Origin of the sequence: Nocardia harenae NBRC 108248, from assembly GCF_001612885.1 — a bacterium.
Classification (GTDB): domain Bacteria; phylum Actinomycetota; class Actinomycetes; order Mycobacteriales; family Mycobacteriaceae; genus Nocardia; species Nocardia harenae.
In genome coordinates this window covers 184,692-202,669 of record NZ_BDBH01000002.1, presented here as the reverse complement: position 1 = coordinate 202,669, position 17,978 = coordinate 184,692, and the positions used below count along the sequence as shown (strand labels likewise).

Annotated in this window: 21 protein-coding genes; 6 read left to right on the top strand and 15 right to left on the bottom strand. The window is 71.4% G+C overall.

The window, feature by feature from the left end; genetic code table 11:
- Positions 1–44: 44 nt before the first annotated feature.
- Both NH2_RS03885 and NH2_RS03880 read right to left on the bottom strand, forming a co-directional pair.
- Positions 45–1,361, bottom strand: coding sequence for a class I SAM-dependent methyltransferase (locus NH2_RS03885; RefSeq protein ID WP_067648265.1), 1,317 nt, complete (start codon positions 1,359–1,361; stop codon positions 45–47).
- The gene (locus NH2_RS03880) at positions 1,358–2,791 is read right to left on the bottom strand and encodes an FAD-binding oxidoreductase (protein WP_067648262.1); all 1,434 of its coding nucleotides are present in this window, start codon (positions 2,789–2,791) and stop codon (positions 1,358–1,360) included. The genes NH2_RS03885 and NH2_RS03880 overlap by 4 nt, the downstream gene beginning before the upstream one ends.
- 259 nt (positions 2,792–3,050) lie before the next feature.
- Between NH2_RS03880 and NH2_RS03875 the strand changes: the two genes are divergently transcribed.
- Positions 3,051–3,485: an SRPBCC family protein gene (locus NH2_RS03875; RefSeq protein ID WP_067648258.1), complete on the top strand. Its 435-nt coding sequence runs from the start codon at positions 3,051–3,053 to the stop codon at positions 3,483–3,485.
- Between the two features lie 29 nt (positions 3,486–3,514).
- Here the strand turns inward: NH2_RS03875 and NH2_RS03870 are convergent, their stop codons facing one another.
- From NH2_RS03870 to NH2_RS03860, 3 genes are read right to left on the bottom strand one after another with little or no spacing between them, the layout of a single operon-like run.
- Positions 3,515–3,856: a VOC family protein gene (locus NH2_RS03870; protein ID WP_067648255.1), complete on the bottom strand. Its 342-nt coding sequence runs from the start codon at positions 3,854–3,856 to the stop codon at positions 3,515–3,517.
- Between the two features lie 15 nt (positions 3,857–3,871).
- Positions 3,872–4,702: a MerR family transcriptional regulator gene (locus NH2_RS03865; RefSeq protein ID WP_067648252.1), complete on the bottom strand. Its 831-nt coding sequence runs from the start codon at positions 4,700–4,702 to the stop codon at positions 3,872–3,874.
- A 42-nt stretch (positions 4,703–4,744) separates the two neighbouring features.
- Positions 4,745–5,260 (bottom strand): hypothetical protein, encoded by a 516-nt coding sequence (locus NH2_RS03860; RefSeq protein WP_084505193.1) that lies wholly within the window; start codon positions 5,258–5,260, stop codon positions 4,745–4,747.
- Positions 5,261–5,500: 240 nt separating this feature from the next.
- Between NH2_RS03860 and NH2_RS03855 the strand changes: the two genes are divergently transcribed.
- The 3 genes from NH2_RS03855 to NH2_RS03845 are packed head-to-tail and all read left to right on the top strand — an operon-like array spanning position 5,501 to position 7,106.
- The gene (locus NH2_RS03855) at positions 5,501–5,833 is read left to right on the top strand and encodes a YbaB/EbfC family nucleoid-associated protein (protein WP_067648246.1); all 333 of its coding nucleotides are present in this window, start codon (positions 5,501–5,503) and stop codon (positions 5,831–5,833) included.
- Positions 5,834–5,842: 9 nt separating this feature from the next.
- Positions 5,843–6,451, top strand: a complete 609-nt coding sequence (gene recR / locus NH2_RS03850; protein WP_067648243.1) for a recombination mediator RecR — start codon at positions 5,843–5,845, stop codon at positions 6,449–6,451.
- Between the two features lie 43 nt (positions 6,452–6,494).
- Positions 6,495–7,106 (top strand): LysE family translocator, encoded by a 612-nt coding sequence (locus NH2_RS03845; RefSeq protein WP_067648240.1) that lies wholly within the window; start codon positions 6,495–6,497, stop codon positions 7,104–7,106.
- 3 nt (positions 7,107–7,109) lie between these two features.
- Here NH2_RS03845 and NH2_RS03840 read toward each other — a convergent pair whose 3' ends face one another.
- From NH2_RS03840 to NH2_RS03810, 7 genes are all read right to left on the bottom strand, one after another.
- On the bottom strand, positions 7,110–7,754 hold the full coding sequence (locus NH2_RS03840; protein ID WP_067648237.1) for a hypothetical protein: 645 nt from the start codon (positions 7,752–7,754) through the stop codon (positions 7,110–7,112).
- The gene (locus NH2_RS03835; RefSeq protein WP_067648234.1) at positions 7,751–7,957 is read right to left on the bottom strand and encodes a hypothetical protein; all 207 of its coding nucleotides are present in this window, start codon (positions 7,955–7,957) and stop codon (positions 7,751–7,753) included. Before NH2_RS03835 ends, NH2_RS03840 begins: the two co-directional genes overlap by 4 nt.
- A 36-nt stretch (positions 7,958–7,993) precedes the next feature.
- A complete protein-coding gene (locus NH2_RS03830; RefSeq protein WP_084505192.1) occupies positions 7,994–8,695 on the bottom strand; it encodes a type 1 glutamine amidotransferase in 702 nt (233 codons plus the stop codon).
- Complete coding sequence (locus NH2_RS03825) at positions 8,692–9,927, bottom strand: MurT ligase domain-containing protein (protein ID WP_067648231.1); 1,236 nt, start codon at positions 9,925–9,927, stop codon at positions 8,692–8,694. Before NH2_RS03825 ends, NH2_RS03830 begins: the two co-directional genes overlap by 4 nt.
- 57 nt (positions 9,928–9,984) lie before the next feature.
- Entirely contained in the window at positions 9,985–10,680 is a 696-nt protein-coding gene (locus NH2_RS03820; RefSeq protein ID WP_084505191.1) for a pyridoxamine 5'-phosphate oxidase family protein, read from the bottom strand.
- A 21-nt stretch (positions 10,681–10,701) separates the two neighbouring features.
- Positions 10,702–12,462 (bottom strand): hydroxysqualene dehydroxylase, encoded by a 1,761-nt coding sequence (locus NH2_RS03815; RefSeq protein WP_067648228.1) that lies wholly within the window; start codon positions 12,460–12,462, stop codon positions 10,702–10,704.
- 304 nt (positions 12,463–12,766) lie between these two features.
- On the bottom strand, positions 12,767–13,696 hold the full coding sequence (locus NH2_RS03810; RefSeq protein ID WP_067648226.1) for an EamA family transporter: 930 nt from the start codon (positions 13,694–13,696) through the stop codon (positions 12,767–12,769).
- Between the two features lie 90 nt (positions 13,697–13,786).
- On the opposite strand from NH2_RS03810, the gene NH2_RS03805 reads away from it, so the two are divergent.
- Both NH2_RS03805 and NH2_RS03800 read left to right on the top strand, forming a co-directional pair.
- Complete coding sequence (locus NH2_RS03805) at positions 13,787–14,731, top strand: LysR family transcriptional regulator (RefSeq protein WP_067648225.1); 945 nt, start codon at positions 13,787–13,789, stop codon at positions 14,729–14,731.
- Entirely contained in the window at positions 14,728–15,402 is a 675-nt protein-coding gene (locus NH2_RS03800) for a dienelactone hydrolase family protein (protein WP_067648223.1), read from the top strand. The genes NH2_RS03805 and NH2_RS03800 overlap by 4 nt, the downstream gene beginning before the upstream one ends.
- Here the strand turns inward: NH2_RS03800 and NH2_RS03795 are convergent.
- From NH2_RS03795 to NH2_RS03785, 3 genes are read right to left on the bottom strand one after another with little or no spacing between them, the layout of a single operon-like run.
- Entirely contained in the window at positions 15,399–15,758 is a 360-nt protein-coding gene (locus NH2_RS03795; protein ID WP_067648220.1) for a hypothetical protein, read from the bottom strand. The two genes, NH2_RS03800 and NH2_RS03795, sit on opposite strands and share 4 nt — an antisense overlap.
- Positions 15,755–16,246, bottom strand: coding sequence for a DUF3558 domain-containing protein (locus NH2_RS03790; protein ID WP_157103592.1), 492 nt, complete (start codon positions 16,244–16,246; stop codon positions 15,755–15,757). The genes NH2_RS03795 and NH2_RS03790 overlap by 4 nt, the downstream gene beginning before the upstream one ends.
- Positions 16,247–16,295: 49 nt before the next feature.
- A complete protein-coding gene (locus NH2_RS03785) occupies positions 16,296–17,933 on the bottom strand; it encodes a MinD/ParA family ATP-binding protein (RefSeq protein WP_245650411.1) in 1,638 nt (545 codons plus the stop codon).
- Between the last annotated feature and the right edge of the window lie 45 nt (positions 17,934–17,978).

Sequence of the window (17,978 nt, the reverse complement as noted above, 5' to 3'; positions counted from 1 at the left end):
CCGAGGGGTGGCATGAATATTTGCCCACCCCTCGGGGGTGGAACCTACGGGTTCCACCAGGGGCGCAGCGGGACGTTCCAGAGCCCATCGGGGCCGAGCTTGACCCCGAGCACCTGGTGCAGCTGCACCACATTGCGCTGGAAGCCGAGCCGGCTCCCGGCCATGTACAGCCCCCACACCTTGGCGGTGCCCTCCCCCGCCTCGGCGACGCAGGCATCCCAGTTCCGCACCAGATTCTCGCACCACTCGGCGAGTGTGAGCGCGTAGTGCTCGCGCAGGTTCTCCTCGTGCAGCACCTCGAGCCCGACATTCTGGATGTCGCTGATGATCCGGCCGGAGCCGATCAGCTCGCCGTCCGGGAACACGTAGCGGTCGATGAAATCGCCCGCCTTGGTGGTCCTGGTGTTGTCGTGCCTGGTGATGCAGTGGTTCAGGAAGAGCCCGCCCTCGCGCAGCTTGTCCTGGATGAAGCGGAAGTAGCTCGGGTAGTTGTGCACCCCGATGTGCTCGGTGAGCCCGATCGAGGAGACGGCGTCGAACCCGGACTCCGCGATGTCGCGGTAATCGCTGTGCCGCACCTCGGCGAACTCGGAGAGCCCCTCGTCCGCGATCTTCTTCTGCGCCCATGCCGCCTGCTCGGCGGAGAGCGTCGCCCCGATCACCCGGACTCCCCGCCGGGCGGCGTAGCGCACCATTCCGCCCCAGCCGCAGCCGATGTCGAGCAGCCGGTCGCCCGCCTTCAGGTGCAGCTTGTCGAAGACCAGCCGGTACTTGTTCTCCTGCGCCTGCTCCAGCGTCCAGTCCGGCTCGCCGTAGGCGGCGCAGGTGTAGGTCATCGAGGGGCCGAGCACGTGCTCGTAGAAGGTATTGGAGACGTCGTAGTGGTGGTGGATCGCCTCGGCGTCCCTGGTCTTGGAGTGCCGCAGCCCCTCCAGCGCCACCCGGCGCCAGCGCGGCAGCGTCTCCTGCGGCGGCGGCGGGACCGGGCGCAGCCGCTCCCAGCCGAGCGAGCGCGCGATGGTCACCAGGGTGAGCGCCGACGGCCGGTGGAATTTCAGCGACTGCATGGCGCGCAGCGCCGGGTACGGGTCGCCCGGGTGCACGCCGTGCGCGATCATGTCGCCGGCGATGTAGGCCCGGGCGAGGCCGAGGTCGCCGAGCGCGTTCACCAGGTAGTTGATGCCGCGCGGATTGCGGATCTCCAGGACGAACTCGGAGTCCTCCGGGCCGGTCGCGCTGCCGTCGAACGCGGTGAATCGAATCGGCACCGGGCCGTCGACCAGCGTTTCGATGATCTCCGCGATCGTCAATTTCGTTCCGAGTTCGGCCAATACGTCGGATCGGTCTCGGAAAGTGGTCATTGTCTCTGCACCGCCTTCGCATACAGGTCCAGCAGCCGCTGGTCCGGGTCGTAGCGTTTTTTCAGCTCGGTGTAATGGCTGCCGCCGTAGAGCGCCGCGAATTCATCCTTGTCGTAGAAGGAATCCGAGTACAGCGATTTGTGGCCGTCGAACTCGGTGACGGTGCGCTCGATGGCGCGGTTGGCCGCGCCCTCCGGCTGCCCGGGAACGGTCGGCACCGCCGACCAGAATCCGACATTCACATACGTGCGGCCCGGCGCCAGCGGGTAGAGCGGCCAGGTGCGGCCACCCGCGTCGGTCTCGGCAGCGCCGTCGCGCAGGCGCAGCGGGCACAGCCAGATCGGCTCGATCGGGATCTCCCGCAGGAACCACTCGACGAAATCGGCGGTGCGCTCCACCGGCACCTCGATGTCCTGCACCACCCGCTCCTGCGGCGGGTTGCCCTTCCGCGCCCCGAGCCGGTCGGCGATCCCGTACTTGCGATCGAGCGCGACCAGCTTCCAGTAGAAGCTGCTGCGCCGGTACCGCTTCGGCCAGAACCGGCGGATGCGCGGATTCTGCGTGCCGAAGGCGCGGGAGCACCAGAACCAGTCGGTGTCCCAGCGCCAGAGGTAGTCGGCGATGGTGAGCCGGTCCCGCTGAGGGGTGGCGCTGTCGTGCCTGATCGACTGGTAGAAGATCGACATCCCGGTGTAATCGCTGGTCGGGCCCGGTTCGTCGGTCTGCCTGCCGAGGACGAGGTAGCTCTCGTCGGCGGTGAAGACCACGCCGTCCAGGTAGTCCACCCGCTCGCCGTCGTGCGCGCGGTCGAGCACGATCCTGGTCAGCGCCGCCTCCAGCGCGCGCAGGTCGTGGAAGCGCAGGTGCCGCAGCTCGACGTAGGGCAGCACCGGCTCCAGTTCGATCTTCAGCCGGACGGTGTAGCCGAGCGTGCCGTAGGAGTTCGGGAAGCCGCGGAACAGGTCGGCGTACTCGCCGTCCGGGCGCACGGTGCGGATCTCGCCGGAGCCGGTGAGCACATCCATTTCCAGCACCGACTCGTGCGGCAGCCCGCTGCGGAAGGAGGTGGACTCGATGCCGAGCCCGGTGACGGCGCCGCCCAGCGTGATCGTCTTGAGCTGCGGCACCACCAGCGGCGCCAGCCCGTACGGCAGCGTGGCCGCCACCAGGTCCTCGTAGGTGGTCATCCCCGCGACGTCGGCGGTGCGGGCCTCCGGGTCGACCGCGATCACCGAGGCGAGCCCGGAGACATCCAGCCCAGGCGCGGAATTGCGCGCCCTGGCGCGGAACAAATTCGAGGTCTTCTTCGCCAAACGGACATTCGCGTCGGCCGGAATGGCGCGATAGCTCGCGAGTAGTCGCTCGACGCCTTCCTGATGCGCTGCGAAACCGGATTCGCGTGCGGCCGGGACGTGGCCGGCCTTCCTCATCGGACTCACTGCCACCCCTCGACGCTAGTACGTCGAACCGGCACCGGCTACCACGTTCACCGTGTCGGCCGAGAAATGTCACGGTGGGAGGCGAACAGGGAACAAGCAGGTAACACGGCGGTGTTGAAGAAGCCTCGACAGTGGGCGCGCATTCGTGCGGCAATCCCGGATCGGGCAGGATCGCAGGCGTCCGGGCGTTCGAGCCCGGACGTTTCGGTCAGCTTGGGCGCCGCGCCGGCGTCCGGAGAAGGAGTGCGAAGTGGGACAGGTCAGCGCCAGCAGTTCGATCACGGTGCCCGCGGATCCGCAGCGGGTGCTCGCGGCCGTCGCCGACTACGACACCGTCCGTCCGCGCATCCTGAGCGCGCACTACCGCGACTACAAGGTGGTCGAGGGCGGTAAGGGCACCGGCACCGTCGCCGAGTGGATCCTGCAGGCCACCGAGAAGCGGCAGCGCAACGTGCGCGCGGTGGTGACCGCGGCGGACTCCACCGTCACCGAGAAGGATTCGAACTCCACCCTGGTCAACACCTGGACCGTGAGCCCCGACGGCACCGGTTCCACGGTCACGCTGGGCACCACCTGGAACGGCGCCGGCGGGGTCAAGGGCATCTTCGAGGGCATCTTCGCCCCGCTCGGGCTGAAGAAGATCCAGGCCGAGGTGCTGGAGAACCTGAAGCAGGAACTGGCGTAGGGGTCTCGCGGTATTCGATGGGCGAGCCGCTAGCGCGACTCGCCGATATCGAAGAGGTTTCCCTCGGGATCGCTCAGCGTGGTCCAGCGCGCGCCGTACTCGTCGAACTCGCCGAGCTGCTTCGCGCCGAGGGCGAGTGCCCGCTCGACCTGCGCCCGCCGCTCCGGCGTGTGCAGGTCGAGGTGCACCGAGTTCTTGCCCGGCGTCTTGTCCGGCACCTTGATGAACATGAGTGTCGGGGCGCCGCCGACGGTGGCGAAGTACTCCGACGCCTCCGGATCGACCTTCCGGTCCAGCAGTTCGGCGTAGAAGCCGGCCAGCGCGGCGGCGTTCTCGCTGTCGATGGTGACGTGCGCGAGCTCGAGTGACATCGGGTTCCTCCTGAATCAGCGGATGGGCCAGCAGATTTCGGTGCGGTAGCCGGCCGGGTCGGCGATCACGTCCGGCCCGGCCAGGTAGATCTCGCGGATCGGCTCCGGCAGCGAGCTGTCGTGCGCGGCGACGTGGCTGCCGAGCGCGCCGTAGCTGCGGTCGAAGTCCTCGAAGCCGCCCTCGTGCACGGTGACGGCGAAGCGGCCCGCGGGGAGTTCGGCGAGTACCGGGGCGGGGTGCGTGGCCGCGGCGGCGGGCAGCGGCCCCGCGGTGCCCGGCGGCACCGGGACGTAGGCCGTCACCGCGCCGGCGTCCTCCTCGAACCAGGCGGTGGAGTAGGTGGCGCCGCCCGGCCCGGCCGGGGCGACCCCCGCGGCCTCCAGCGTGCGGTAGAGCAGGGCGAAGGCGCTGCCGCACCACGGCCCGATCTCGGCGCGGGCCAGCCCCTCGGTGACGGTGAGCGCCGGGAAGGCGGCCGTGGTCCGGTACTCCACCTGCAGCGCGCGCGACCCGGGGGCAAGCAGAGCCCGCAGCGACGCGACCACGTCCCTGGTGCGGTTGAGCTCCTCCTCCATCCGGAGCAGGTGCGCGCGCACGGCCTCGTCCCGCGCCGCGGTGTCGCCCGCGCCGAGCACGGTGCGAATCTCCGCGACCGGCATGTCCAGCGCGCGCAGGCGGCGGATCAGGTGCGCGGCGGGCACCTGGTCCACCGAGTACCGGCGGTAGCCCGAGCCGGGGTCGATCGCCGCGGGCTCGAGCAGCGCGATGTCGTGGTAGTACCGCAGCGCCTTGATGCTGAGGTAGGTCAGCCGGGAGAACTCCCCGATCGGGACGGTCGCTGTCATGGGCTCCAGCGAACACCCTCCCGTGGCGGGAGAGTCAACCGATCACGGCGTGGCGACCACGAAGGTGAGCAGCAGGATGTTCTGCAGCGCGCCGAGCCACCACGAGTAGCCGAACCAGACGCCGGGCGAGACCTCGCGGATCTCGTCGTGCACCTGCGGGGTCGGCGACGGTGCGTAGTTCAGCACCCAGGCCCGGCGGCCGTCGAGCAGCGCGGTGCCGCGGTAGATGTTCGCGGGCCAGGCGGCGATGTCGAGGCCGGTGACCCGGTTGGTCAGCGTGCCGCCGTCCGGGCCGGTGGCGAAGGTCTTGCCGATCCAGAAGGCGGGGGTGATGCCCTGGAGGTAGCCGGGGCGCACCATCCAGCCGCTCGTGACGCCCCGCGGCGCGGCGCCCGGCGCGGCCTCGTGGAACAGCAGATCCTGCTGCTCCGGCGAGCAGCGGAAGCGGAGGGCGTCGATGGTCGCCGCCCGGTTGCCGGAGTCCAGGACGCAGCCGCCGCCGTAGTCGGCGACCCCGGGGTCGGCGTGGGCGGTGCCGACGCAGGCGAACAGCACCATCGTCGAAGCGGCTGTGGTGAGAACGGAATTACGGAGAAGCGGGGACATCGTCGGCTCCAGGGTCGCTACCGGTCATTGATTGGCACGCCGGGAAAATCGCCGTGCGGTAGCCGATGCGGCACAATTCCCGGGCCCGACCCGAGTTCCATGATAAATCCTCGCAAAACCGGCGATATACCGGTCTCCGGCGCGGACTAGTCTGGACGCTGACATCCCCGGCCCGCTGGAAGGAATTCTCTCGTGCAACCCGATGGCCAGTTCGACATGCAGCAGCTCCTCGCACAGGCGCAGCAGATGCAGCAGGCGGTGATGGAGGCGCAGGCCGAGATCGCCGCCTCCGAGGTGCAGGGGCAGGCGGGCGGCGGCCTCGTGCGGGTCACCATCAAGGCCTCCGGCGAGGTGGTCGCGCTGACCATCGCCCCCGAGGTCGTCGACCCCGAGGATGTCGACGGCCTGCAGGATCTGGTGATCGGCGCGGTCAACGACGCCATGGCGAACGCGCAGCAGCTCGCGGCGGATCGGCTCGGCCCGCTCTCCGGTGGCTTCGGCGGCGGCCAGCTGCCAGGGCTGTAGAGGCCGTAGGTGTACGAGGGCCCGGTCCAGGACCTGATCGACGAGCTGGGGCGGCTGCCGGGCGTCGGTCCGAAGAGCGCACAGCGCATCGCCTTCCACCTGCTCGGGGTGGAGGCGCCGGAGATCGACCGGTTGCAGGCGGCGCTGCAGAAGGTGCGCGACGGCGTGCGCTTCTGCGCCGAGTGCGGCACCGTCTCCGACGGCGAGCTCTGCCGCATCTGCGTCGATCCGCGCCGCGACCGCACCATGATCTGCGTGGTCGAGGAGCCGAAGGACGTGCAGGCGATCGAGCGCACCCGCGAGTTCCGCGGCCGGTACCACGTGCTCGGCGGCGCGCTCGACCCGCTCAACGGGGTCGGGCCGGATCAGCTGCGCATCCGGCAGCTGCTCGCCCGGATCGGAAATCAGCGGGACGGGGTGGATGTCAGCGAGGTCATCATCGCGACCGACCCCAATACCGAGGGCGAGGCAACGGCCACCTACCTGGTCCGGATGCTGCGGGATTTCCCCGGGTTGTCGGTGACCAGGCTGGCCTCCGGCCTGCCCATGGGCGGTGACCTGGAGTTCGCGGACGAGCTGACCCTCGGCCGGGCGCTGTCCGGGCGTCGCGCGCTGTAATCGGGGCTGGTGTGCCGCGGCCCGGTGGATTAGCCTGCGGGCAATGGGGATCGAATTCCTGCTGACCACCCTGATCATCGCGGCCACGCCGGGCACCGGGGTGCTGTTCACGGTGGCGGCCGGGCTGGCGCGCGGCGCGCGGGCCTCGGTGATCGCCGCCTTCGGCTGCACGCTGGGGGTGGTGCCGCACGTGCTGGCCGCGGTCACCGGGCTGGCGGCCCTGCTGCACACGAGCGCCGTGGCCTTCCAGGCGGTCAAGTACCTCGGCGTCGCCTACCTGCTCTACCTGGCCTGGAGCACGCTGCGCGATCGCGGCGCGCTGGCACTGCCCGAGCCGGGCGAGGCGCCGTCACCGCGCCGGGTGATCGGCTCCGCGGTGCTGCTGAACCTGCTCAACCCCAAGCTGACGCTGTTCTTCGTCGCCTTCCTGCCGCAGTTCGTCCCGCTGGACGCGCCGCACGCGTACCGGCCCATGCTCGCCGCGGGGGGCGTATTCATGGCCGTCACCTTCGTGGTCTTCGCCTGCTACGGGCTCGGCGCGGCGGCCGTGCGCGCGAACGTCCTGGCCCGGCCGCGCGTGGTCACGTGGCTGCGCCGCGCCTTCGGCGCCTCGTTCCTGCTGCTGGCCGGTCGGCTCGCGGTGCAGGAGCGCTGAGCCTCAGAGCTCGACCGGGGCCCAGGTGACCGTGTCGAAGCTGCCGCGTTCGCCGCGGGCCCAGTCCCAGATGAGGGCGGCGACGGCTGCGGGGTCGGGGAGCGTGGTGCCGAAGTGGCGGTCGGGGGCGCCGTCGCGGTACTCCAGGGTGTACTCGCCGGACTCCTCGCGGTAGGTCTGGATGTAGTCGTGCGGGCCGCGATCGACCACCAGGTAGGGGTTGGGCGGGGCCAGCCCGGCCACCCAGTCGTGGGCAAGGCGCTCGGTGAGGTACGGGAACTCACCGGCGCCGCCGTGGCTGACGGCGAGCGGGAGGTGCCCGGCGGGGTCGATGAGCCAGGCCAGCTGGGGGTCGAAGAGCGCGTAGCCGCGGGGCGTGGCGAGCTCGAAGAGCAGGGCGCGGCCGAAGCCGATGGCGTCGTAGGGCATCGGCACCGGGAGGGTGGCGCCGGTGGCGTGGCCGCCGACGGGCGCGACGCTGAGGAACGAGTCGTCCTCCGGCAGCTCGCCATTGCGCCGGTTCAGCTCGGCGGCGATCTCGGCGATCACCGCCGACTCCGGCGCGCCCTCGTTGGCGTCCAGGAACTCCTCCGCCTCCGGCACCGTGGACGCCGCCCCCGATGGCAGCAGGACCAGGTCGTAGCTCACCCGGCGAGCCTACCGAGCCCGCGCTCCGCGCAGGCGCAGCCACCCGCCAGATCGGTGCACTCCACCACGAAGGCGTGCCGCACCACCTCGAACTCGAAGCAGCCGCCCTCGGTGCACTCGGCGAAGCGCCCGGCGTGCGCGATCAGCGTCCCGTGGCAGTGATCCGTTCCGGCCGCGCAGGCCGGGCATGCGTTCGCTCCCATGTGCTCCGGTCTACCACCGGACACCGACAGCGCGGATCAGGCGCGCAGCCGCTCCCGGCGCAGCTGCTCCACCTCGGGCAGCGGCAGCGGCGGCAGCTCCGCGACGCCGAGCGCCCGGCAGAGCAGCAGGTCGGCCAGCTCCGGGTTGCGGGCCAGCGCGGGGCCGTGCATGTAGGTGCCGATCACCGAGCCCTGCACCACGCCCTCCAGCCCGTCTCCGACGCCATTGCCGACGCCGCGCGTCACCCGGGCCAGCCCGGCCGCGTCGCCGCCGAGCTTCGTTCCGCCCCTGTGGTTCTCGAACCCGGTGAGCGGGGCGGTGAGCCCGGCGATGGCAGGCGCGGTGGTGACCTCGCCGATGGCCCGCTTCTCCTGTGGCGCGGTGGTGACGTCGATCATCCCGACGCCGTCCACCCGCTCGCCGGTCGAGGTCTCGTACCACTGCCCGAGCACCTGGATGGCGGCGCAGATGGCGAGCACCGGGGTGCCCTTCGCGGCCGCCTGCTGCAGCCCGGGGTAGCGCTGCAGGTGCCGGGTGGCGAGCCGCTGCGCGGAGTCCTCGGCGCCGCCGAGGGTGTAGATGTCCAGCGAGTCCGGCACCGGGTCGGCGAGCGTGATCTCCACGATCTCGGCGTCGTGGCCGCGCATCCGCAGCCGCTGCCGCAGCACGAGCGCATTGCCGCCGTCGCCGTAGGTCCCCATCACATCGGGCAGGACCAGCCCGATCCGCACCGTCACGAGACGTCCTCCAGATCGCGGTTGAGATCGCGGAACGCGGTGTAGTTTGCCAGCACCTCGACCTTGCCCGCCGGGCAGGAGGCGATGGCCCGCACCGGGTCGGCGACCGTGGTGTGCTCGACGCCGGCGTAGGTGAGCCGCACCGCGAGGTCGGTGGCGCGCTCACCCGCCGCCACCACCTGCACGCCCTCGAAGTGCTCGAATCGCACGTCCCAGAGCCAGGAGAGGTCCTCGCCGTCCGGCACCTGCCCGTTCACCGCGATGACCAGCCCGGCCGAGTCCGGGTCGATCATGGAGAGCGCCTCCTGCCAGCCCGCCGGGTTCTTGGCCAGCAGCAGCCGGGCGGCGTGCTCGCCGACCTGCACGGTGCGGTAGCGTCCGGCGATCTCGCGCACGGTGCCCGCCGCCGCGGCCGCCTGCGCCGCGTCCGCGCCGAGCGCCACCGCCGCCGCGACGGCCTGCGCCGCATTGCCGCGGTTGGCCCGGCCGGGCAGCGCGAGGGTGAGCGGCAGCCGCAGCTCGTCCGGGCCGCGCAGCTCGGTGCCGTCCAGCCACCACTGCGGCTCCGGGCGCTCGAAGTCGGCGCCGGTGCTGCGCCAGTGCGCGCCCTCCCAGACGATCGGCTCGCCGCTGCGCGGACAGCTGGTGGCATCCATCGACCAGCCGCTGCCCGCCGCCACCCAGACCACGTTCGGGTGGTCGTAGGCGATCGAGGTGACCAGCACGTCGTCGCAGTTGGCGATCACGACGGTGTCCGGGTGCCGCGCCAGCCCGGCGCGCAGCTTGCGCTCGATCATATTGATCTCGCCGACCCGGTCCAGCTGGTCGCGGCTCAGGTTGAGCAGCACCACCGCCTCCGGGTTCAGCGCGTCGGTGACGTGCGGCAGGTGCAGCTCGTCCACCTCGATGGCGGCCAGCGGGGCGGTGCGCTGCGTGCTCAGCGCGGCCACGATGCCCGCGTCCATATTCGCGCCGTCGGCCTGGGTGGCGACGGCGCCGAGCGTGCTCAGCGCCGCGGTGGTCATCCTGGTGGTGGTGGACTTGCCGTTGGTGCCGGTGATCAGCACGGTCCGCCTGCCGCGGCCGAGCTGGTCCATGAGCGAGCCGTCGATCTTCAGGGCGATCAGCCCGCCGATCATGGACCCCTTGCCGCGCCCCGCCCGCTGCGAGGCCCACGACGCCAGCGCCGCCGCCCGCAGGGCGAGCCGCCCGCGCACCGAAATATCCGCCATCCCGGTGAGTCTAGGGTGCGCGCCGGAGCTGCTCGCGCCGAGTGAGTGCGGCCACTCTCAGCCCCGGTACAGCTTCTTCTCGTACGCCTCGGGGGAGTAGTAGCGCTCCAGCTCCTCGACCGACTCGGTGACTCCGCTCTGCACCTCTTTCACCAGCCGGGCGGCGCTCGGCAGGGTGTCGTCCGGCCACTGCTCCGGCTGCCACAGCCCGCTGCGCAGGAACGCCTTGGCGCAGTGGAAGAAGATCTGCTCGATCGCCACCTCGACCGCGAGGATCGGCCGGTGCCCGCGCACCACCATGTCGTCGAAGTAGGGGGCGTCCCGCACCAGCCGGGCCGAGCCGTTGATGCGCAGCGTCTCGTTCCGCCCCGGGATCAGGAAGATCAGCCCGACGTGCGGGTTCACCAGGATGTTCCGGTACCCGTCGGCGCGCCGGTTGCCCGGCCGCTCCGGCACCGCGATGGTGTGCGCGTCCAGCACCCGGACGAAGCCGGGCGGGTCGCCCTTCGGCGAGGCGTCGCAGGTGCCCGCCGCGTCGCTGGTGCACATCACCACGAACGGGCTGAGCCCGATCCACTCCCGGTCGCGCGGGTGCAGCGCGGCGCGATCCTTGTTCGCCGCACGCGGATTCACCTCGCCGAGCAGCTCCCGCAGCTCGGCCTCGTCCGTGATCTCGCGCTCGAGCTCATTACCTGGGAGCGAGGGCCATTCGTGGCCACGCTCCGCTACCGCCTCCGGGCCCGACTCGCTCATAGGGTCCGATTGAAGCACCGCTCAGGGGCGGACGTCGAACACATTCGGCAGCCCCGACGCGTATCGATCGGCGTCCAGCTGCCGCACGGGCTCCAGTTCCGGCGAGCGCCACAGCGTGAAGCGCGGGCAGCGCGGCGCATCCGACCCGGCCACGTCGAGCAGCGCGTTCACCGCGCCGCGCGCCGATTCGTTGGCGCCCTCCATGGTCGCCAGGTCGATGCCGGTGCGCACGTAGTCGCCTGCGAGGAAGAGGTTCTCCAGCGGCCCGTGCGGCTCGGGGCGGGCATCCCACGACCCGGCGGTATTGATCAGCAGCGGGTCGGCATTGGTATTGCGGCCGCGCTCGGCGTTCCACGTGATGCCGGGGTCGATGAACCAGGAGTGCAGGTCGGCGTCGCGCAGCACCTCGCCGCCGTCGTTCAGGTGGGTGCGCAGCTGCGCCCACACCTCGCGGGCGATCTCCTCCGGGCTGCACTGCTCGGCCGGCTTGCCGTAGAGGATGCCGGGGGTGTGCCAGTCCGAGATGTCCACCGAGAGGCAGTCGCCGACCGTGCCGTCGCCGTACTCCGGCAGCTTGCGCCGCCACACCTGGTTCTGGTTGATCGAGGTCAGCGCCCACGGCGCGTCCACGAAGGCGGCGTGGCCGCGCACGATGTCGACCGGGGTGCGCAGGTAGTACTGGATGCCGTTCATCCAGTCCACGACCAGCCGGTCCATCGCCTGCAGCTGCGGCCAGACCGCGAGCACCTCGGCGGTCCAGAGCGTGCGGGCCTGCTCGGCGGGGAGCGCGACCACCACGTAGTCCGCCTCCACCGTGCGCGGGCCGTCCGGGGTGTTGATCCTGGCCGCGGCGATCCTGCGGTCCCGCACCGCCAGCTCGCGCACCTCGCTGCCCAGCTCCAGCCGGACCCCGAGCGAGCGCAGGTGCGCCAGCCACGGATCGATCCAGGCGGCGTTGGTCGGGCCGTTCAACGCCCGGTCCAGCGGGCCGTCCGCCGCGATCTCCAGCGGGTTGCCGAGGAACTGCTCGCCCATGGTGCCGATGGTGCGCACGCTGGCCAGGTTCTCCTTCGCCGCGACGAGCAGGCTGGTGAGTGCGCGGGAGAGCAGCGCGCGGAACTCGTGCGAGCGGGCGTGCCCGTCCACGAAGTCGAACCAGGAGGTGTACTCCCACTGGCCCAGCCTGCGCGCGTCGGAGCTGGTGTTGAAGACGAGCAGCCGGTTGGCGAAGAACAGCGCCTCGTCGTCGGTCATCCTGGTGGCGGCGGTGATCGCGCCGCTGACCGTCTCGCGGAAGGTGTCCGGGGTGAGCTTCACCGGCGCCCGCGCGCCGAGCGGCACCCGGAGATCGGCGCCGTCCGCGCGGGCCAGCCGCATCTCGGTCATGCCGACCAGGTTGTCCCGCACGCCATTGGCATTGCCGGGGAACGGGATGCGCCGCATGGTGTCCGGGATGTGCCGGTAGAAGCCGGGGAAGAAGCGGAAGCCGTGCTCGCCGGGGAGGTCGGGCCTGCCGTCCCGCGCGCTGCCCGGCACCGGCACGCTGCGCGCCTTGCCGCCCCAGGCCCGCTTCTCGTACACGGTGACCTCGAAGCCGCGCTCGGCCAGCTCGTGCGCCGCGGTGAGCCCCGCCACCCCGCCGCCGAGCACCGCGACCCGCCTGCCCTGGCTCGCGAAGGCCGGTACCGGCCGCGCCGTACTCGCGATGGCCCCCGCCACCCCCGCCGTGACCGTGCCCCTGAGGAGGGTCCTGCGCGACACGGTCGACCGCTGTTCTGTCATACGTGTTCTGCTGCCTCGTATTTCGGGCCAGCCGCGATCGGCGGCCCTGCTCGTGTTCGAACCTCCGCGCGCCGTGCCGCCCACCGCGCGCGCCGTGCCCCGGTCGCCGTCCCGGCGGACTCGGGCGGTTGCGACAGTACCGGGGCCAGCAGCGGCCCGTGCGCCGATGGCGGCGATTGCCGGGACTTCGCTTGACTGGGGCGTGTTTCAGATTGGTGTGGTCAGGGAGTTTGCCGCTCATTCGCCAGATTCGGTGCAAGGGGGATTGCGTGGTGGCGGTCACCCGGCGCGGGCCGCGCCGCGGTCAGGCCGTGCCTGCGCCGACCGGTTGCGGGGACGGTGCGGGCTGGGCAAGGGGTCCGCGCGCCATGGTCGCCGCACCGGCGCCCGCGATCACCACCAGCGCGCCGAGCACCGCGAGTCCGCTCGGCCGCTCGCCGAAGGCCGCCCACGCCGCGCTCATCCCCACCACCGGCACCAGCAGCGAGTACGGCGCCACCGAGCTCGCCGGGTAGCGGCTCATCAGGTAGGTCCACAGCCCCGACCCGGCCAGCGTGCCGAGCACGACGATGTACCCGAGCCCGGCGAGCGCGAGCAGCCCGTCCCCGCTGAAACTCGTCGCCAGCGCGTGCAATCCCGTGCCCGGCCCCTCGGCCGCCACCGAGAGCGCGAACATCGGCAGCGGCGGGATCACCGACATCCACATGGTCAGGTGCAGCGGATTCACCCCCGGCGCGTCCGTGGTCGCCAGCCGCGTCCCGATATTGCCGAAGGCCCACCCGAGCCCGGCCGCCAGCGTGAGCAGCACCGGAAGCAGCCCCGCGTACGGCAGCTGATCCCACCCGATCAGCGCCATCCCGCCCAGCGCCGCCGCGATCCCCGCCGCCTGCACCGGCCGCAGCCGCTCCCGCGCCACCAGCGCCCCGAGCAGCACCGTGAACGGCGCCGACGACTGCAGCATCAGGGCGGCCAGTCCCGTCGGCATCCCGATCCGCATGGCGGTGAAGAGGAAGGCGAACTGCGCGATCCCGAACCCGCCGCCGTAGAGCAGCAGCCACCGCGTCCGCACCCGTGGCCGCGGCACGAAGAGCAGCACCGGCACCGCGATCACCGCGAAGCGGAGCGCCGCGAAGAAGAAGGGTGGGAAGTGGTCGAGGCCGACCCGGATGGCCAGGAAGTTCAGCCCCCAGAGCACGACCACGGTCAATCCGAGCAGGCGGTCACGAGCGGTCACGCCTCCCATGCTGAGCCCGGCTAACCATCAGAACAACCGAATTGTTCCGAAGCGTATCGGTAGCATTTCTTCATGGTTGACGGCACGCCCATGGCGCCCGAGCGGCTCCGGGTCCTGCGCGAACTCGCCGACCGCGGCACCATCGCCGCCGTCGCCGCCGCGCTGCACACCACCCCGTCGGCGGTCTCGCAGCAGCTGAAGGTGCTGGCCAGGGAGGCGGGCGTGCCGCTGCTCGAGCCGGCGGGCCGCCGCGTCCGGCTCACCGACGCCGGCCGGGCGCTTGTGCTCCGCGCCGACGAGGTGCTGGCCGCGCTCGACCGCGCCGCCGCCGAGATGGCCCGCTACCGCGGCACCGCCCGCGGCCGGGTCCGGGTGGCGCTCTTCCCCTCCGGCGCGGCGCTGTTGCTGCCGAAGGTGCTGGCCGCGCTCGCCGACAGCGCCGTCGACCTGATCGCCAGCGACGAGGACCTCCCGCCCACCGAGGTGCCGCGGCTGCTCGCCGACTACGACGTCGTCCTCACGCACCGCGACGAGCGCGCCCCCTCGGTGGCGGGCCCCCGCGTGCGCGCCCTCCCGCTCATGCGCGAGCCGACCGACGTGGTCGTCGCCCCCGGCCACCGCCTCGCGCACCGCACCGCCGTCGACCCCGCCGAGCTCGCCGACGAGACCTGGGTGAGCGTGCGCGGCGGCTTCCCGGTCGACGACGTCCTCCGCTCGATCGCCACCATCACCGGCGTGCAACCACGGATCACGCAGCGCCTGAACGACTTCCGCGTGCTGGAGAGCCTGGTCGCCGCAGGCTACGCCATCGCCCTCATGCCCCGCTGGGCGGTGGCGCACCCCGACCTGGCGGTGCTGCGCCTGAGCGGCGTCCGCGCCGCCCGCCGCTACGAACTCGCCCTGCGCCCGCACACCGAGCACATCCCCGCGATCGCCGCCGTCCTCGCCGCCTTCGCCGCCGCGGCCCGCGACGTCGCAGGCCCGGACCCACTACAGTCCGGAACGGATCGCCCCGACCCGATGGAGCACCCATGACCGAACTCGACGGCGGCTACCTAGCCACCCCCACCGGCGACGGCCCCTTCCCCGGCGTCGTCGTCCTGCACGACGCCTTCGGCCTGACCGGCGAACTCCGCCGCGTCACCGACCACCTCGCCGCCAACGGCTACCTCGCCCTCGGCCCCCGCCTCTACCGCCGCGGGCTCTGCGTCCAGCAGGTCTTCCGAGGCCTGCTCCGCGACACCGGCCCGGTCTTCGACCAGATCCAGCGCGCCCGCGATACCCTCGCCGCCCGCCCCGACTGCACCGGCCGGGTCGGCGTCATCGGCTTCTGCATGGGCGGGCGGTTCGCCATCGTCACCGGCGGACGAGGCATGTTCGACGCCGCCTCCGTCAACTACGGCCTGCTCTTCTCCGGCAAGCCGGTCGACCACCTGCTCACCGCCCCCTGCCCGGTGGTGGCCAGCTACGGTGACAGCGATCCCTACGTCGCCACCGCCGATATCGAGCGGTACCGGAACGCGCTCGATTCAGCCGATGTCGCTACCGACTTCAAGATCTACCCGGGAGCGAGCCACTCCTTTTTCCAGGACTACTCCGGGGTGCCAGGCCTCTACATGAAAGTCATGGGCACCACCCACGACCCCGACGCGTCAGCCGACGCCTGGTCCCGCATCTTCACCTTCTTCACCGAGCACCTGAATTAGGTACTCCGCCCGATATTCGCGGTGTTGTCCTGCTCGGTGGCGGCATACGCTGCGCCTGCTTTGCGGAACATGTCGGCCATGGATTGGACGACGAGTATGTGGTCTTGCAAGGACGTACTCAGAGAGCCGGGACCTTCCCCGGTTGCGAGATCCCGGAACTTTCCTCCGAGCAGTCTCGCGGACTCCAGAGTGCCGAAAGATTCTACGAAGACCAGATCAGAGGTGCGTGCTCGGAGACCGATCAGAACTTGCACGTACTGATCACACTGTTGTGCGCAGGACTCCGCGACCTCTGCAGTGATCAGAAGCTGCCCGTCGGTCGCCGCACCCGCGAGTTCGGTGAATGCATTCTTCATCGCGGGATCCACTGGTCCACCGCCTTTGCTGCCCGGAGAGCCACGCCGCACGGATCCGCTAGCTCATCGCCCAATCCGTCGTCGACCAGATATATCTGGATGGTGCCCTGCGTCGTGGCGTAGAAGACACCGCAGTTGTTGGACTCTGTGGCTGCGCTTTGCAAGAAGAAGGTGGCATCCCGGCCCGGCAGCTCGGCGGCTCGAAGATCCTTCAGCTGATCGTTGCTCCGAAACTCGTCGGGGGTCCTGGTCGTCGCGAAGATGCGCAGTGCGTATCCATCGGACCCCCACCGGCATCCCCGCCAGCCGGTTCGAGGTACGCCGAAGGGATTGTCGTCCTTCCGCGCCGGATCCCCGCCGGCTGCGGCGATCGCGCTGTCCGGCAGCGTGCACGAATCGAACAGCGCCTCGGGCGCAACCGACGACGGCACGGCCGTCCCGCCGGTCCCCGACTCACACCCCGCAACCAACGGCACCACCGCAAGCACGCAAACGAGCGCGAAACAACCCCGCATCATCCCCCCTCCGTAGAAAGACCTAGCCCGGCCCGTGCCGATACTGCTGCGCCGCAACGTAACCGAAGTCATCCGCCACCATCGCAGCCAGTTCGAGCAACGCGCGCCGAGTCGGCTTGGACACCAGCTCCAGATCGATCTCGGCCCCCTCGGCGAGATGATCGTCGAACGGCACGACCTGGACGGCCCGGGTGCGATCGAGGAAGAGGCGACGGAGCTGGTCGAGATCGACGGTGGAGGCGCCGCGCCGGGAGGCGTTGACGACGACGACGGTGCGCTCGACGAGCTTGCTGTGCCCGTGGTGATCGAGCCAGTCGAGGGTGGCCGAGGCGCTGCGGGCCCCGTCGATGGCGGGCGAGGTGACGAGGACAAGGGAGCTGGCCATGTCGAGGACGCCCGCCATGGCGGAGTGCATGAGCCCGGTGCCGCAGTCGGTGAGGATGATGTTGTAGAAGGACTGCAGGATGCCGATGGCCTTGCGGTAGTCGGCTTCGCTGAATGCCTCGGAGACGGCCGGGTCCTGCTCGCTGGCGAGCACTTCGAGCCGGCTCGGGGCCTGCGAGGTGTGCGCCCTGACGTCCGAGTAGCGGGTGATGTGCTGGTCTTCGAGCAGGTTGCGCACGGTGGAGCGGGTCTGCCGCGGCACCCGGTGCGCGAGCGTGCCGAGGTCGGGGTTGGCGTCGATGGCGATCACCCGGTCGCCGCGCATGGAGGCGAAGGTGGAGCCGAGGCCGACGGTGGTGGTGGTCTTGCCGACGCCGCCCTTGAGCGAGAGGATCGCGATCCGGTAGTCGCCGCGGACCGGCTGGTTCACCCGGTCGAAGAGTTCGCGGTAGACCAGGTCGGCGGAGGATTCGCCGGGGTTGATCATGCCGCCGGAGACCTTGTGCACGGCCCGGCGCCACCCGCTGCGCGGCGCCCGGCGGGCCCGCTTGAGCAGGTTGAGGTCGTTCACCGAGTGCCCGGGCTGGCCGGGGGCGGGCACGTGCTGCGGCTGAAAAGGCTGCGGGTTGCCCTGCTGCCAGCCGGGGCCGCCGAAGCCGGGGCCGGGACCGGGACCGGGACCCTGCTGCGGCGGGGGGCCGGGCGGCATGCCGTAGCCCTGCGGGCCGGGGGCGCCGAGCATTCCGGGCGGCGGGCCCGGCTGCTGCGGCGGCTGGTAGGGGGGCTGCTGCGGGGGCGGCGGCGGAGCCCAGCTGTAGATCGGCCCGCTCGACTGCTCGGGCTCACGGTTCGGCCCTTCCGGGCCGAGATCGCCGTAACCCGCACCGGCACCGGGGTTCTGCGGCTGCACCGGATGCGCGCCGCTGCGGTACGGCTGGGCGAACTGACCCGACCCGGAGGGGTCACCCGGGGCGCTCGGCGGTGCGAAACCGTCGGCACCGCCGGGACCTTCGGGGAATCCGGCCGACGAGAACCCGCCCGGCTGCTCCGGGGCGAACCCACCGGGGCGCTCGGCGCTCGGCGGCTCGGCGGCGAACCCACTCGAACCACCGAACTCGCTCGCCGGCTCGGCGGACTCCGGCGCATCCTCCGCCCGCTCACCCGGCGAATCGTCCTGCGCCCGGCGCGCTCCGGCGTCGGTGTCGACATCACCCGCGTCCGCAGGCGCACTCTGCAGCCAGGGCGGCGAAGTCGGATTGTGGTCGTTGGTGGTCACAGTTCCCCCATCTGCTCGGTTTCTCGAGCAGAGAGCTCGGCCTGA

Excerpts from the sequence above, each read along its gene's own strand:
- NH2_RS03885 (WP_067648265.1), bottom strand. The coding sequence starts at position 1,361 with ATGACCACTTTCCGAGACCGATCCGACGTATTGGCCGAACTCGGAACG.
- NH2_RS03880 (WP_067648262.1), bottom strand. The coding sequence starts at position 2,791 with ATGAGGAAGGCCGGCCACGTCCCGGCCGCACGCGAATCCGGTTTCGCA.
- NH2_RS03870 (WP_067648255.1), bottom strand. The coding sequence starts at position 3,856 with ATGTCACTCGAGCTCGCGCACGTCACCATCGACAGCGAGAACGCCGCC.
- NH2_RS03865 (WP_067648252.1), bottom strand. The coding sequence starts at position 4,702 with ATGACAGCGACCGTCCCGATCGGGGAGTTCTCCCGGCTGACCTACCTC.
- NH2_RS03860 (WP_084505193.1), bottom strand. The coding sequence starts at position 5,260 with ATGGTGCTGTTCGCCTGCGTCGGCACCGCCCACGCCGACCCCGGGGTC.
- NH2_RS03845 (WP_067648240.1), top strand. The coding sequence starts at position 6,495 with ATGGGGATCGAATTCCTGCTGACCACCCTGATCATCGCGGCCACGCCG.
- NH2_RS03835 (WP_067648234.1), bottom strand. The coding sequence starts at position 7,957 with ATGGGAGCGAACGCATGCCCGGCCTGCGCGGCCGGAACGGATCACTGC.
- NH2_RS03825 (WP_067648231.1), bottom strand. The coding sequence starts at position 9,927 with ATGGCGGATATTTCGGTGCGCGGGCGGCTCGCCCTGCGGGCGGCGGCG.
- NH2_RS03820 (WP_084505191.1), bottom strand. The coding sequence starts at position 10,680 with ATGAGCGAGTCGGGCCCGGAGGCGGTAGCGGAGCGTGGCCACGAATGG.
- NH2_RS03815 (WP_067648228.1), bottom strand. The coding sequence starts at position 12,462 with ATGACAGAACAGCGGTCGACCGTGTCGCGCAGGACCCTCCTCAGGGGC.
- NH2_RS03805 (WP_067648225.1), top strand. The coding sequence starts at position 13,787 with ATGGCGCCCGAGCGGCTCCGGGTCCTGCGCGAACTCGCCGACCGCGGC.
- NH2_RS03800 (WP_067648223.1), top strand. The coding sequence starts at position 14,728 with ATGACCGAACTCGACGGCGGCTACCTAGCCACCCCCACCGGCGACGGC.
- NH2_RS03795 (WP_067648220.1), bottom strand. The coding sequence starts at position 15,758 with ATGAAGAATGCATTCACCGAACTCGCGGGTGCGGCGACCGACGGGCAG.